Source organism: Myxococcus sp. MH1 (assembly GCF_059738865.1).
On sequence record NZ_AP026947.1, the window covers coordinates 9,562,718 to 9,576,011 of the forward strand.

Consider the following 13,294-nt stretch of genomic DNA (forward strand, 5'->3'; position numbering starts at 1 on the left):
GTTGTCCGTTTTCGCGGCGCGCGGGCTCGGGATGTCCGCGTGCGTCAACGGGGCCGGACTCCCGCCTGGAGCGACGCCTGGAGGGCCGTCCATCGACGGACACTCGGTCCAAGGCGGATGGCTCACTGTCGAGCAGCCGGCCACGAGGAAGTGGAGCAGGTCCGCGTCGCGCCCTATCTCTTGAGCGAGGCCCAGGTGTCTTCGTGGAGTCGAGCGTGAGCGGGACATGGAGTCAGGAGTCGAGTCGATTGCCCATCATGGCGCGCGAGGCCGCGGAGGCTCCCGGGGTCGCCCGGCTCCAGCTGGCACGGAGCGAGGACATGTTCGTGGCGCTGGGGGAGCGGCTGCGGCGCCAGCCTCCTCGCTTCGTCGTCACCTGCGCGCGGGGTAGCTCGGACCACGCGGCGGTCTACGGGAAGTACCTCATCGAGACGACGCTCGGCCGCGCGGTGGCCTCGGTGGGCCCCAGCGTGGCGTCCATCTACGGCGCGCACGCGCTGGACCTGCGCGACTCGCTCTTCATCGCCGTCTCGCAGTCCGGGCAGAGCCCCGACCTGCTGCGGCTGACGGAGGCGGCGAAGGCCTCGGGCGCGCTCGTCGTGGGGTTCGTCAATGACGCCTCCGCGCCGCTCGGCGCCTTGTGTGACGTGAGCATCCCCCTGGACGCGGGCCCCGAGCGCGCCGTCGCCGCGACCAAGTCGTATCTGCTCTCCGGCCTCGCGTTCCTGCGGCTGGCGGCGCACTGGTCCGCAAGCCCCGAGCTGCACGAGGCCGTCGCCGCGCTCCCAGACGCCCTCGCGTCGGCGTGCGCGCTCGATTGGTGGCCCGCGCTGGAGACGCTCGTGGATGCACAGAGTCTGTATGTCGTCGGCCGGGGCAGCGGCCTGGGGGCGGCGCTCGAGCTGGCGCTGAAGCTCAAGGAGACCTGCCGCCTGCACGCCGAAGCCTTCAGCGCGGCCGAGGTGGCCCACGGCCCGCTCGGCCTGGTGCAGCCGGGCTTCCCCGTCATCGCGCTGGGACAGGAGGACGGCTCCGCCGAGGGCACGCGCGCGGTGGTGCGCCGGATGATGGAGCTGGGCGCGGAGGTGCGCACGGTGCTCCCCGTCCCCGGCGCCGCGACGCTGCCCACCGTTCCTGGTGTTCCCCTGGCGATTGCGCCACTGTGCCAGGTGCAGAGCTTCTACCTGGCGGTCCACCGGCTCGCCACGGCGCGTGGAATGGACCCGGATGCCCCCGCGAACCTTCGCAAGGTGACGGAGACGGTGTGACCAGACACATCCTCACGGGCTCGCGCGTGTTCACCGGCGAGCGCATCCTCGAGGGCCACTCGGTGGTGCTCGACGCCGGACGCGTCGCCGCCGTGGTGCCGCGCCACGAGGCGCCCGTGGGGCTCTCCACCCGCGAGCTGCCCGCAGACACCCTGCTCGCCCCCGGCTTCATCGACCTCCAGGTGAACGGCGCGGGCGGGGTGCTGTTCAACGACTCACCCACGGTCGACGCGGCGCTCACCATCGCGTCCACGCTGCGCCGCTCGGGCACCACGAGCCTGCTGCCCACGTTCATCACCGATGCACCCGAGCGCACCCGGCTCGCCTGTGACGCCGCGGCGCGCGCGCTGGAGCAGCCCGGGAGCGGCGTGCTCGGCGTCCACCTGGAAGGCCCGTTCATCAGCCCCGAGCGCCCGGGTGTCCATGAGCCGCACCACATCCGTCAGCCCGGAGCCGAGGACCTCGTGTCCCTCGTCGCGCTCAGCGGGCGACTGGTTCGGGCTGGGGGCAGGTTGTTGATGACGCTCGCGCCGGAGCGCGTGGAGGACCTGTTCCTCCAGAAGCTCAGCGCCTCGGGCGCGGTGTTGTTCGCGGGCCACACGGCGGCGAGCTACGAGCGGACCGTGCAATCACTTGCGTCGGGTGTGCGCGGCTTCACGCACCTGTTCAACGCGATGCCTCCGGTGCAGGGGCGACAGCCCGGCCCCGTGGTCGCGGGCTTCGAGTCCGATGACGCGTGGTGCGGCGTCATCGTGGACGGCGTCCACGTGCACCCGGCGAACCTGCGCCAGCTCCTGAAGGCCAAGCCTCGCGGCAAGGTCTTCCTCGTCACGGACGCGATGCCTCCCGTGGGCACGCAGGAGACGACCTTCACGCTGTATGGACACACCATCCTGCGGCGCGATGGACGACTGGTGACCGAGGACGGCACGCTGGCCGGCGCGGACATCGACCTGGCGTCGACGGTGCGCAACACCGTTCGACTCCTGGGCGTGCCTCTCGAGGAGGCGCTGCGCATGGCCTCGCTCTACCCCGCCCGGTTGCTCGGTCTGGAGTCGCAGCTGGGCGGGCTCGCGCCTGGCCAACGCGCGAACCTCGCGCTGCTGCGTGACGACGTCAGCGTGCTCGCCACCTGGGTGGATGGAAACGAACAGTGGCACTGAGCAGGTGACGCTCGCGTCACTTCCGGTGGCTGCGTGTTCTTCCACTCACACCATTCATTGCGTGAGGCTTTGACCCGGAAAATCCGGTCCACGCCTCCTTCCTGGAAACGAGTTCCCGAGCGGTTCCGGACTCGCGTCCAACGAAGCGAGGAGAGCAAGCATGCGTCGCAGCAAGTGGTTCATTGGACTGATGGTCTCGGCCCTGTCCGCGAGCGGGTGCGGAGAGGTCTCCCCGTCACACGGCGAGGGCCAGGGCAGTGTGATGCGCGCGCCGCTCGTCGCCGAGTGGGCGGCGGGCGTCGCCTACGCGACGGGCGCGCAGGTCACCTACGGTGGACGGCTCTATCAATGCCGTCAGGCGCACACCTCGCAGGCGGACTGGACGCCCGTGGCGGTGGCCGCGCTGTGGCTGGATTTGGGACCCGCGGGCGGCGGGGACACCACCGCGCCCACCGTCACGCTGAACGCCAGCTCGACGAACGTCACCGCGCCGGGGACGCTGACCCTCACCGCCACGGCGACGGACAACGTGGGCGTGGACCGCGTGGAGATTCTCGAGAACGGCACCGTGGTCTCCACGAGCCTGAGCTACTCGCGCAACTTCTCCGGCTCCGCGCAGAACGGCTCGTACACGTACACCTTCCGCGCCTTCGACCAGGCCGGCAACGTGGGCACGCGGCAGGTCACCGTGCAGGTGGCCATCTCCGTCCCCGGTGACACCACCGCGCCCACCGTCACGCTGAACGCCAGCTCGACGAACATCACCGCGGCGGGGACGCTGACCCTCAGCGCCACCGCGACGGACAACGTGGGCGTGGACCGGGTGGAGATTTTGGAGAACGGCGCCGTGGTGTCCACGGCGCTGAGCTACTCGCGGACCTTCTCCGGCCCGGCGCAGAACGGCTCGTACTCGTACACGCTGCGGGCGTACGACCAGGCCGGCAACGTGGGCACGAAGCAGGTCACCGTGCAGGTCGCGATTCCGGGACAGCCGGGTGGCGGCAAGCGCATCGTGGGCTACTTCACCCAGTGGGGCATCTACTCGCGCAATTACCAGGTCGCGAACATCCCCGCGGCGAAGCTGACGCACATCAACTACGCCTTCTCGAACATCTCGGCGGACGGGCGGTGCGTCCTCGGTGACTCGTTCGCGGACATCGACAAGGGCGGCGGCTGGCCGGGCGAGTGGAACCCGGGTGCGCTGCGCGGCAACTTCCGCGCGTTCCAGGAGCTGAAGAAGACGCAGTCGCACCTGAAGGTGCTCATCTCGGTGGGCGGCTGGACGTGGTCGACGTACTTCTCGCAGGTGGCGGCGACGCAGGCCTCGCGGGCCGCGTTCGTGAAGTCCTGCATCGACCTGTTCATCAAGGGCCAGTACCCCGGCGTGGACCCGGCGAACGGCGTGGGTGTGTTCGACGGCATCGACATCGACTGGGAGTACCCGGTGGGTGGCGGCCTGCCGGGCAACACCAACAGCCCCGCGGACAAGCAGAACTACACGCTGCTGATGGCCGAGTTCCGCAACCAGCTCAACGCGGTGACGGCGCAGACGGGCAAGCCGTACCTGCTCACCATCGCCACGGGCGCGTCGCCGGACCTGCTGACGAACAAGCAGGAGACGAAGAACCTGTCCAACATCCTCGATTGGATCAACGTGATGAGCTACGACTACCACGGCTCATTCGAGAGCACGGTGAACTTCCACTCGGCGCTCTACCGCGTGACGGGCGACCCGGCGGCGGGGACGGGCTTCTACACGGACGGCTCGGTGGCGAAGATGCTCGAGCTGGGCGTGGCGCCGGACAAGATTGTCGTGGGCGTCCCGTTCTACGGCCGAGGCTGGGGCGGCGTGCCGAACGTGAACAACGGCCTGTTCCAGAGCGGCGTGCCCACCAAGGGCACGTGGGATGACGGCCAGTCGGGCCTGACGGGCGTGTTCGACTACAAGGACATCAAGGCCAACTACGAGCGCGCGGGCTCGGGCTACACCAAGTTCACCCACCCCGAGGCGAAGGAGGCCTACGTCTACAGCCCGACGACGAAGGTGTGGATTGCGTACGACGACCCGTCCACGCTGAACGCGAAGTCGGACTACATCCTGAACAAGAACCTGGGCGGCGCGATGTTCTGGGAGCTGAGCGGCGACGACGGCACGCTGCTCGACACGCTGTACCAGCGACTGCGCTGAAACCGGTGAAGCACGGGGGGGCGGAGCCTGGGTCTCGGCTCCGCCTCCGCGTGCAACCGCGCCCATGCGGGCGGTCTGGCTTCGCGGGAGCTCTCCCTCGACCCGCTTGCTCCGCGCCACCACGCCTCGTGTTAGATGGCGCCTGCGAGAAGGCGTCTCGCCAGACAAAGGGGCGTATGAAAAGCAGAGCGATGCCGAGGGGGCTCGTGGTCGCAGTCGTGAGTGGTTGGCTGCTGGCTGCTTGTGGGGGAAGTGGGAACGGAACACCTGATGGCTCGACGCAGCCGGACTCCGGGACGGATTCCGGTACGCCGGTGCCAGACTCGGGCACTCCGGACGCGGGCGCACCCGACGCGGGCCTCGCGGACGCGGGGACACCCGACGCGGGGACACCCGACTCGGGGACACCCGACTCGGGGACACCCGACGCGGGGACCCCGGATGCTGGGACTCCGGAGGACACCACGCCTCCCGACGCGCCGACGCTCCTGGGGACCACGCCCGGCTCCCCCGCCAATGACAACGCTCCTCGCATCCTGGCCAGGACCGAGCCCGGCGCGCGCGTGCGCCTCTACACCGTCGCGGGCTGCTCCGGCGCCATCGCCGGCGAGGGCACCTCGGACGCCACGGGACAGGTCTCCATCCCCGTGACGGTGTCCGACGACGCGTGGGTCTCCTTCCATGCGCTGGCCATCGACCTGGCCGGGAACGTCTCCGCGTGCTCGTCCCAGGGAGTGAACTACCGCGAGGACAGCACGCCGCCGACACTCTCGAACCTCCGGCTGTCGCCCTCGGCGGTCGCCAACGACAACGCCCCGCGCCTCATCGGCAGCACGGAGTCGGCGGCCACCGCCCGGCTCTACCTGGACGAGACCTGCTCCGGGACACCGGTCGACACCCAGGTGGCGGACGCAGCCGGCACGTTCTCCCTGCGCATGTCCGTCACGGACGACAGCGTCACGGGCACGTACGTGTCCACCACCGATGCGGCGGGCAACACCTCGGCCTGCACCGTGGGCCCCGTATATCGCGAGGACAGCACGCCGCCCGCGACGCCAGCCCTCGCCACCACCCCCGTCAGCCCCGCCAACCACAACGCGCCAGTCCTCCACGTCACCACCGAGCCGGGAGCCCAGGTGCGCGTCTTCGCGGGCGCGACGTGTGTGGGAGGAGCGCTCGCCTCTCGGACCGCCGACCATCAGGGTCTGGCCACCCTGCCACTCGCCGTGGGCGACAACAGCACGTCGAGCTACGTGGCCCAGGCGACGGACTCGGTCGGGAACGTCTCGGCCTGCTCCGCGGCGCTGACCTTCGTGGAGGACAGCACGGCACCCTCGGAGCTGGCCGCCACGGTGATGGATGGTCTCACCGGACCGGAGCTCGCCTATCAGAACAGCACCACGCGCGCGGCGGCGCGCTGGTCCGGCTTCAGCGACGCGGTGGGCATCCAGCGCTACGAGCTCGCCGTGACGTCCACCCCGGCGTGCCCCGGCAACGCGAGCAGCATCCAGGATGTCGGCGCCACGTCGTCCGCGGAGCTCACGGTGCTCACCCTGGCCGAGCAGCGCTATTACAGCTGCGTGCGCGCGGTGGACGCGGCCGGGAACACGTCGGGCTGGAAGAGGTCGGATGGGTTCATCGTGGACGTCACGCCGCCGCGCGTGGTGTCCGCCACGCCCGCCGCGTCCTCGGCCACGGCCGCTCCCTGGACCGTCATCGAGGTGTCGTTCAGCGAGACGACGCTCGACACCACCAGCGTGACACCGGCCTCGTTCCAGCTCACGGCGGACGGCAAGGCGTTGACCGGAAGCGCGGTGACCTGCGCGGCGGGCAAGTGCACGCTCACGCTGAAGCCGGGGCCGGCGTTCGGCGCGCAGGTGGGCGTGGTCCTCGACGGGGTGAAGGACCTCGCTGGCAACGCGATGACCTCTTCACACAGCTGGGGCTACTCGGTCCGCGCGGCCCAGTGGAGCGCCCCCCAGGTCCTCTCGAGCAACCCGAGCGACCACGCGACCGCCGCGGTGCTCACGATGGACGCCTCTGGTGTGGCGACGTCCCTGTACGTCAACGACGGGCTCCGCGCGCGACGACACAAGCCAGGCGCGGCCTGGGAGACGGACCAGGCCGTGGGCGCGGGGAGCCTCTCCACGTCACTTCCCAACCCGGCCGCGCTCACGACCCTGTCCGACGGCACCCCGCTCGCCGTCGTGGAGGCGTGGCCGGAGGGGAGCTCCAGCATCCGCAGGGCCTACAGTGTCCTCGCCTCGGGCGCCGACAGCAGCGTCCAGAGCTGGAGCGTGCCGCAGGTGCTCGGCGAGAACACGGGGCGCAATGCGGTGGCCACCCGCCTGGTGGCGGCGCCCAACCAGGCGGCCCTCGCCTCCTGGGTCGAGGAGAGCTCCACGCAGACCTTCCTGTGGGTACAGCCGTACGCCGGGAGCTCGGGCTGGGGAACGCCAGTCCTCGTGCGCACCATGGACAACGCGACCTGGTCCTATCTGTGGGACGGACATGATGTCGGAGTGGACTCGCGTGGCAACGGGGTGCTGGTCTGGTCCGAGCCCACCGGCCCGCTCCAGTACTCGCGCCAGGGCTTCTGGAGCTGGAGCGCGCCGACGCGTGGCGCAAGCATCGGAGGCCGCTATCCGCAAATCGCCCTGAGCGCGGATGGGACGGGCTTCGCCGTCTGGATTCGCACGTACCTCGGCGTGAACCAGCTGTACGCGAACTCCTTCCATGTCAACTCCGGCTTCGACGACCAGTCGGTAACCCTCCACACGCAGGGAACGTCCCTTGGAGAGCCAACGGTGGCCGCGGATGCGGCCGGCAATACATTCGTCGTCTGGAGTCAGTCGGACGCCAACTCCGACGCGGGGCTGTGGTGTGCTCGTTACGTGAAGGGCTCTGGCTGGCAGCCGGCCCAACTGCTCGCATCGGACTACGGCGGGGGCAATGACCTCCACGTCTCCCCCTCGGGCTCGGCCATGGTCGTCTATGGCGTCGACGAGGGAGCGGCCACGGCCGTCTGGGCTCGACGCTTCGTGCCGGGTACGGGCTGGACCGCCCCCCAGCGGCTCGATTTCGCCACCGTGAAGGGCTACCTCGGCTCTCTCGAGGTGGCCACCAGTCCACTCGGAGGCGCGGCCGTCATCTGGACGCGGCGGGACACGGGCGCGGGCATCAACTCCCTGGTCTCGGCCGTCTTCGAGTAGGCGGCGTCCGTGGATTGCCTCCGGCCCCTGGGACTGCTGGGGCCGGAGGTGAAGAGCGAGCGGCTCACCGCAGACGGCGGCACGCCGCGGTCTTCACCGCGAGGTACACACGGGCGCCCGTGCTCACGCCCAGCTCGCGCACGGAGGCCTCGGTGAGCCGCACCACCCAGCGCACGCCTTCGACGTCCACGGTGGCCGCGGCCTCTCCTGCTCCCGCGCTCTCCACACCCACCACCGTGCCCGCGAGCACGTTGCGAGCGGACACTCCGGACAGCACGCCCATGGAGAGCAGGATGTCGCTCGCCGGCACCGCGTAGGCCGCTCGCGCGCCCACCGCCAGCTCCGGCGCGTCCGGCACCCAGAGCCCCAAGCCCTGCGTCACCCGCAGGCGCGTGCCGCCCTCGTCGGGACGCTCCAACACGCCCTCGAGGATGTTCTCCTCACCCTCCGCCTCCGACGCCAGCAGCCCCCGCGCCGACGCTCCCAACACCTGGGACGCCGGCCCCGCCGCACGCACGCGCCCTTCGTCCAGGAGCACCGCCTCCTTCGCCAATACCCGCGCCTCACCCAGTTGGTGCGTCACGTACAACATCGGCACCCGCGCCTCGTCGCGAACGCGCAGCAGATACGGCAGCACCCGCTCCTTCAGCGTCACGTCCAGCGCGGCCAACGGCTCATCGAGCAGCAACAACGCCGGGTCCGTCGCCAACGCTCGCGCCAAGGCCACGCGTTGCTTCTCGCCTCCCGACAGCGTCGCCGGATAGCGATGCAGCAACGGCCCCAGCTCGAGCAACCCCACCGCCTCGTCGAAGCGCGACGGCCTCCCCTTCCGCGCGCCGTAACGCACGTTCTCTTCCGCCGTGAGGTGCGGGAACAACAGCGCGTCCTGCGGCACGTAGCCCATGCGCCGCGCCTCCGGCGGCACCTCCACGCGCGCCCCACTGTCCAACAGCACGCGCCCACCCACGACGACGCGCCCTCGCGCACCGGACCGCAGCCCCGCCAGCACCTCCAACAACGACGTCTTCCCCGAACCCGAGCGCCCCAGCACCGCCACCGACGCGCCCTCCAGCCGCGCGTCCACCTCCAACACGAAGCGCGCCAGCGGCAATCGAACCGAGAGGTCCAGGCTCACGCGCGCACCCGCCGTCCCCGCCACCGCGTCAGCCCTTCCGTGGCGTACACCGCGACGAACGCCAGCAGCGCCGCGATGCCCGCCAGTCGCAGAGCTTCCGCGTCCTGCCCCAGCTGCGTGTACTGGAAGATGGCCAGCGACAACGTCTGCGTGCGCCCCGGGATGTTCCCCGCCACCAGCACCGTCGCGCCGAACTCACCGAGCGCTCGCGAGAACGCCAGCAGCGCGCCCACCACCACCCCGCGCCACGCCAGCGGCAACGTCACCCGGAAGAACGCTCGCGCCCGCGAATCCCCCAACGTGCGCGCCACCGCCACCAACCGGGGGTCCACCTCCTCGAACCCCGAGCGCGCCGAGCGCACGAGCAGCGGGAACGCCATCACCGCGCTCGCCAGCACCACCGCCCCCGGCGTGAACACCACCTCCACGCCCATCGCATCCAACACACGCCCCAGCGGCCCCTCGCGCCCGAGCAACTCCAACAACACCAACCCCACCGCCGTCGGCGGCAACACCAGCGGCAGCGCCAGCACCGTGTCCACCACGCCCCGCCCCGGCCCTCGCCAGCGCGACAACGCGTAGGCCACCGCGACCCCGGGCGGAAGGATGACCAGCGTGGCCACCGCCGCCACCGTCACCGTGAACCCCACCAACCCCACCGTGTCGGCCGTCACCGCGCCTTCGTCCCCGCGTCGGCCGGGAGCACGACGAAGCCATGGCGCTGGAAGGCCGCTCGCGCGGGCTCCGTCTGGAGGAACTTCACGAAGGCGACGCCGACCTCCGGCGCCTTGCCCTTCACCAGCGCCGCCACCGGGTAGACGATGCGCGGCGCATCCGCCGACGGCACCTCGAACGCCACCCGCACCTTCTTCGACTGCGCCGCGTCCGTCGCGTACACCACCCCCGCGTCCACCCGCCCCGCCTCCACCGCCGCCAGCGCCCCCCGCACGTCCAACGCCGGCACCACCTTCCCCTCCACGTCCTTCCACGCCCCGACCTTCTCCAACCACGCCTTCGCGTACACCCCCGCGGGCACGATGCCCGGGTCCGCCAGCACCAGCCGCTTCAGCCCCTTCAGGTCCTCCGCCCTGCCCGGCGCCACCTTCGCGCCCACCGGCACCACCACCACCAGCCGGTTCGACAGCAGCTCCACCCGCGTACCACGCCGCACCAGGCCCGCCGCCTGCACGGCCTCCATCCGAGCCACGTCCGCCGACAGGAACGCATCCGCCGGCGCGCCCGCCATCGCCTGGCGGGCCAGGTCCCCCGACGAGCCCAGCGCCACCACCACCGTGTGGCCCGTGGCCTTCGTGAAGGCCGGCCGCAGCTCCTCGAGCACGTCCGTGGTGCTGGCCGCCGCGAAGACGAGCCCCTCCTCCGCTCGCGCCAACAAGGACACGAGGAACAGGGACGTCACGTACAGCCGAAACATGGTACGCACTCCTGCACGCTCCTCTCACCACCGTCGGCGAAGGAGCGCATTGTCCGCACGGCAGCCCACGCCGTGACAACGGGTTGACCCGTGGGGCCATGCCCGCTAAGCCATACTCCGTGTCCCGGAATATCCATTCTAAAGAGGATGAGGACCTGTCGGCGGACGTGCTGAGGCTCCAGCACCTGCTGCTCGCCATGGGCCGGCGCCGTTCGCTCCGCGACCCCATCGCCGCCACGTGCGAGCAGCTCCAGTTCACCGCGCCCCAGGTCCATGCGCTGCTGTGGCTCGGCCAGGACGGCGCGCTCACGATGGGTGAGCTCGCCCGCCGGCTGGGGGTCACCGAGAAGACCGTCACGGGGCTCGTCGACCGGCTGGAGCGCGAGGGACACCTGGTGCGCGAGCGCACCGCCGAGGACCGCCGCGTCGTGCGCTGTCGGCTCACCACCGATGGCCTGCAGACCTACCAGCGGCTCGAGCGCTTCGTGATGCAGGGCATGGGGCAGTTGCTCCACATCCTCGACGCGGGCGACCGCAAGGCGCTCTTCCGCATCCTGGAGAAGCTCCTGCGCCGCATGGACACGCTGGGCGCGGCCGCGGCCACGCCCTCCCGCGAGCGCTCGGCCTGATGTCCCCCGAGCGGGCGAGCCACGCCCGCTCTTGCGTGCCGCCAGCAGCGAGGCGCCCCAACTCACTCCCGTGACGTCGCGTGGGCCCGAGGGAGGAACGTGATGAAGGGATGCAGAAGCACGGGAGTCCTGGCCCTGGTCCTGATGCTGTCGGCCTGCCGACGCGGCCAGGAGGAGGCGCCCGCTCCTCCGCCTGCCTCCACCGGGTCCCCGAGCGCTGAGTCCGCGCCCGCGAAGCAGGTCATGCCGCCGGACATGAACGCGGCGCTCGCGTCCGTCGCGCCGCTGGTCGCGTCGGTGCAGCCCGCGGTCGTCAAGGTGGAGGTGCGGGACGCGGCGCCCACCCGGCGCTCGCGTCCGGGCTCGCCGTGGGGTGACGAGGGTCGAGGTGGGACGTTCGGCGGCGCGCTCCCGTTCGGCTCGCCCTTCGAGGACCCTCGTGAAGAGGGGCCACGCCAGGGGCTCGGCTCCGGCTTCGTGGTGGACGCGCGTGGGCTGGTGCTCACCAACAATCATGTGGTGCAGGGCGCCAGGTCCATCCAGGTGCACTTCTCCGACGGGCGACAGCAGGACGCGAAGGTCGTGGGCACGGACCCGCTCACGGACGTGGCGGTGCTCCAGCTCCAGGGGAAGGTGGAGAAGCTGCCCGTGGTGAAGCTGGGCGACTCGGACGCGCTGCGCGTGGGTGACTGGGTGGTGGCCATCGGTAATCCCTTCGGCCTGGACTCGAGCGTCAGCCTGGGCATCGTCTCCGCCAAGGCGCGCGACATCCAGGCAGGCCCCTTCGACGACTTCCTCCAGACGGACGCCGCCATCAACCCGGGCAACTCCGGCGGGCCGCTGTTCAACCTCCAGGGCGAGGTGGTGGGCATCAACACCGCCATCGCGGGCCAGGGCTCCGGCATCGGCTTCGCCGTGCCCAGCACGCTGGTGAAGCAGCTGCTGCCCCAGTTGGAGAAGGAGGGCACCGTCACCCGGGGATGGCTGGGCGTGGCGGTTCAGGACGTGACGCCGGATCTGGGCGCCGCGCTGGGGGTGCCGGTGCGCGATGGCGCGCTCGTCACCGATGTGACCCAGGGCACTCCGGCGGCTGAGGCGGGGCTGCGTCCGGATGACCTCATCATCGAGGCGGGGGGACGGCCCATCGCCTCGGGACGCGCGCTCACGCGCACCGTGGCGCTGAAGGCGCCGGGCAGCACGCTGCCGCTCACCGTGTATCGCGATGGGAAGAAGACCGAGGTGAACGTGACGCTGGGCACCCGACCGGACCTGGAGGGCGTGGCCGCGCGACGTCCCGCCGAGGAGCCCGAGGCACCGGCGCATCAACGCGTGGGGCTCACGCTGTCGGACATGGACCCGAGGCTGGCGCGGGCGCAGGAGCTGCCTCGCGCGGGCGCGCTGGTGACGGACGTCGTCCCGGGCTCCAGCGCCGAGCGCGCGGGACTGGTGCCCGGCATGGTGGTGGTGGAGGCGTCGGGTCGGGCCGTGCGCCGCGCCTCGGATCTGGCGCAGGCCCTGCGCGAGGCCGAGCCCGGTGAGTCCGTGCTGCTGCGCGTGGCGATGCCTGGCGGCGACCGCGTGCTGCGCGCGCTCAAGGCGCCGGAGTCGTGACGTCCGCGGGCGCTCGCGCGAGCAGCACGCGTGGGTGCAGCAGCAGGGCGAGGGCCTCGCGCATCGTCCAGTAGCAGCGGTCCACCCAGCTCAGGTTGCGCTCCGTCTGGAGCGCGGGGCTGGTGAGCACCTCGAAGCCGTTGAGTCGGAAGTACTGCCGCGCGCGCAGCAGGTGATACGGGTCCGACACCACCACCACGCGCCGCGCCCCCAGCTCTCGCAGCAGGGCCGACGTCAGGCGCGCGTTGTCGTCGGTGGAGTGACTCTCCTCCTCCAGCACGCACGCCTCCGGGGGCACGCCCAGTCGGGTCGCCAGCGCCAGCATCGCGCGTGCCTCCGAGGGAGGATGCACGCCCACGCCTCCGGAGAACACGAGCCTCGACGCCACGCCGCGCTGGTACAGCGCCACGGCCTGCTCCGTGCGTGCTCTCAGCGCACCGGAAGGGACACCGCCCGCCAGCACCCGCGCGCCCAGCACCACCACCGCATCCGAGGACTCGGCGCGCTCGCGCTGACCGAAGCGGTCCACCCAGAACGCGAGGCCGAACACACCACACGTCGCCACGCCAACGGACACGACGATGAGTCGGCGGAGACGACCAGGACGGGAGCGCAGCGAAGCGGGAGGCACGCACCCCACACTATCCGCGAGACGA

12 protein-coding genes are annotated in these 13,294 nt (G+C 71.2%); 6 read left to right on the forward strand and 6 right to left on the reverse strand.

Features of this window, described 5'->3' with window-relative positions; translation table 11 throughout:
* Positions 1 to 215: 215 nt before the first annotated feature.
* The 3 genes from AC6JA9_RS37765 (at position 216) to AC6JA9_RS37775 (ending at position 4,619) form a co-directional block, all read left to right on the forward strand.
* Positions 216 to 1,268 carry an SIS domain-containing protein gene (locus tag AC6JA9_RS37765; protein WP_473568499.1) on the forward strand — a complete coding sequence of 351 codons (1,053 nt, stop codon included), beginning with the start codon at positions 216 to 218 and terminating at the stop codon, positions 1,266 to 1,268.
* A complete protein-coding gene (nagA, locus tag AC6JA9_RS37770; RefSeq protein WP_497958592.1) occupies positions 1,265 to 2,431 on the forward strand; it encodes an N-acetylglucosamine-6-phosphate deacetylase in 1,167 nt (388 codons plus the stop codon). Before AC6JA9_RS37765 ends, nagA begins: the two co-directional genes overlap by 4 nt.
* A 160-nt stretch (positions 2,432 to 2,591) precedes the next feature.
* Positions 2,592 to 4,619: a glycosyl hydrolase family 18 protein gene (locus AC6JA9_RS37775; RefSeq protein WP_473568497.1), complete on the forward strand. Its 2,028-nt coding sequence runs from the start codon at positions 2,592 to 2,594 to the stop codon at positions 4,617 to 4,619.
* A gap of 571 nt (positions 4,620 to 5,190) precedes the next feature.
* Here the strand turns inward: AC6JA9_RS37775 and AC6JA9_RS37780 are convergent.
* Complete coding sequence (locus tag AC6JA9_RS37780) at positions 5,191 to 5,313, reverse strand: hypothetical protein (protein ID WP_497958593.1); 123 nt, start codon at positions 5,311 to 5,313, stop codon at positions 5,191 to 5,193.
* 165 nt (positions 5,314 to 5,478) lie between these two features.
* Positions 5,479 to 5,661 (reverse strand): hypothetical protein, encoded by a 183-nt coding sequence (locus AC6JA9_RS37785; RefSeq protein ID WP_497958594.1) that lies wholly within the window; start codon positions 5,659 to 5,661, stop codon positions 5,479 to 5,481.
* On the opposite strand from AC6JA9_RS37785, the gene AC6JA9_RS37790 reads away from it, so the two are divergent.
* Positions 5,633 to 7,831 (forward strand): Ig-like domain-containing domain, encoded by a 2,199-nt coding sequence (locus AC6JA9_RS37790; protein ID WP_497958595.1) that lies wholly within the window; start codon positions 5,633 to 5,635, stop codon positions 7,829 to 7,831. The genes AC6JA9_RS37785 and AC6JA9_RS37790 overlap by 29 nt on opposite strands.
* Positions 7,832 to 7,895: 64 nt before the next feature.
* On the opposite strand, the gene modC is transcribed toward AC6JA9_RS37790, so the two are convergent.
* From modC to modA, 3 genes are read right to left on the reverse strand one after another with little or no spacing between them, the layout of a single operon-like run.
* Positions 7,896 to 8,966 (reverse strand): molybdenum ABC transporter ATP-binding protein, encoded by a 1,071-nt coding sequence (gene modC / locus AC6JA9_RS37795; RefSeq protein ID WP_267699268.1) that lies wholly within the window; start codon positions 8,964 to 8,966, stop codon positions 7,896 to 7,898.
* Complete coding sequence (gene modB, locus AC6JA9_RS37800) at positions 8,963 to 9,640, reverse strand: molybdate ABC transporter permease subunit (protein WP_223750738.1); 678 nt, start codon at positions 9,638 to 9,640, stop codon at positions 8,963 to 8,965. The genes modC and modB overlap by 4 nt, the downstream gene beginning before the upstream one ends.
* On the reverse strand, positions 9,637 to 10,398 hold the full coding sequence (gene modA, locus AC6JA9_RS37805) for a molybdate ABC transporter substrate-binding protein (protein ID WP_497958596.1): 762 nt from the start codon (positions 10,396 to 10,398) through the stop codon (positions 9,637 to 9,639). The genes modB and modA overlap by 4 nt, the downstream gene beginning before the upstream one ends.
* 98 nt (positions 10,399 to 10,496) lie before the next feature.
* Between modA and AC6JA9_RS37810 the strand changes: the two genes are divergently transcribed.
* Positions 10,497 to 11,027 carry a MarR family winged helix-turn-helix transcriptional regulator gene (locus AC6JA9_RS37810; protein ID WP_194869602.1) on the forward strand — a complete coding sequence of 177 codons (531 nt, stop codon included), beginning with the start codon at positions 10,497 to 10,499 and terminating at the stop codon, positions 11,025 to 11,027.
* A gap of 102 nt (positions 11,028 to 11,129) precedes the next feature.
* Positions 11,130 to 12,638 carry a trypsin-like peptidase domain-containing protein gene (locus AC6JA9_RS37815; protein WP_497958597.1) on the forward strand — a complete coding sequence of 503 codons (1,509 nt, stop codon included), beginning with the start codon at positions 11,130 to 11,132 and terminating at the stop codon, positions 12,636 to 12,638.
* Here AC6JA9_RS37815 and AC6JA9_RS37820 read toward each other — a convergent pair.
* Positions 12,619 to 13,269, reverse strand: coding sequence for a YdcF family protein (locus AC6JA9_RS37820; protein ID WP_223782733.1), 651 nt, complete (start codon positions 13,267 to 13,269; stop codon positions 12,619 to 12,621). The genes AC6JA9_RS37815 and AC6JA9_RS37820 overlap by 20 nt on opposite strands.
* Between the last annotated feature and the right edge of the window lie 25 nt (positions 13,270 to 13,294).

Excerpts from the sequence above, each read along its gene's own strand:
- AC6JA9_RS37775 (WP_473568497.1), top strand. The coding sequence starts at position 2,592 with ATGCGTCGCAGCAAGTGGTTCATTGGACTGATGGTCTCGGCCCTGTCC.
- AC6JA9_RS37780 (WP_497958593.1), bottom strand. The coding sequence starts at position 5,313 with ATGGCCAGCGCATGGAAGGAGACCCACGCGTCGTCGGACACCGTCACG.
- modA (WP_497958596.1), bottom strand. The coding sequence starts at position 10,398 with ATGTTTCGGCTGTACGTGACGTCCCTGTTCCTCGTGTCCTTGTTGGCG.
- AC6JA9_RS37810 (WP_194869602.1), top strand. The coding sequence starts at position 10,497 with ATGCCCGCTAAGCCATACTCCGTGTCCCGGAATATCCATTCTAAAGAG.
- AC6JA9_RS37815 (WP_497958597.1), top strand. The coding sequence starts at position 11,130 with ATGAAGGGATGCAGAAGCACGGGAGTCCTGGCCCTGGTCCTGATGCTG.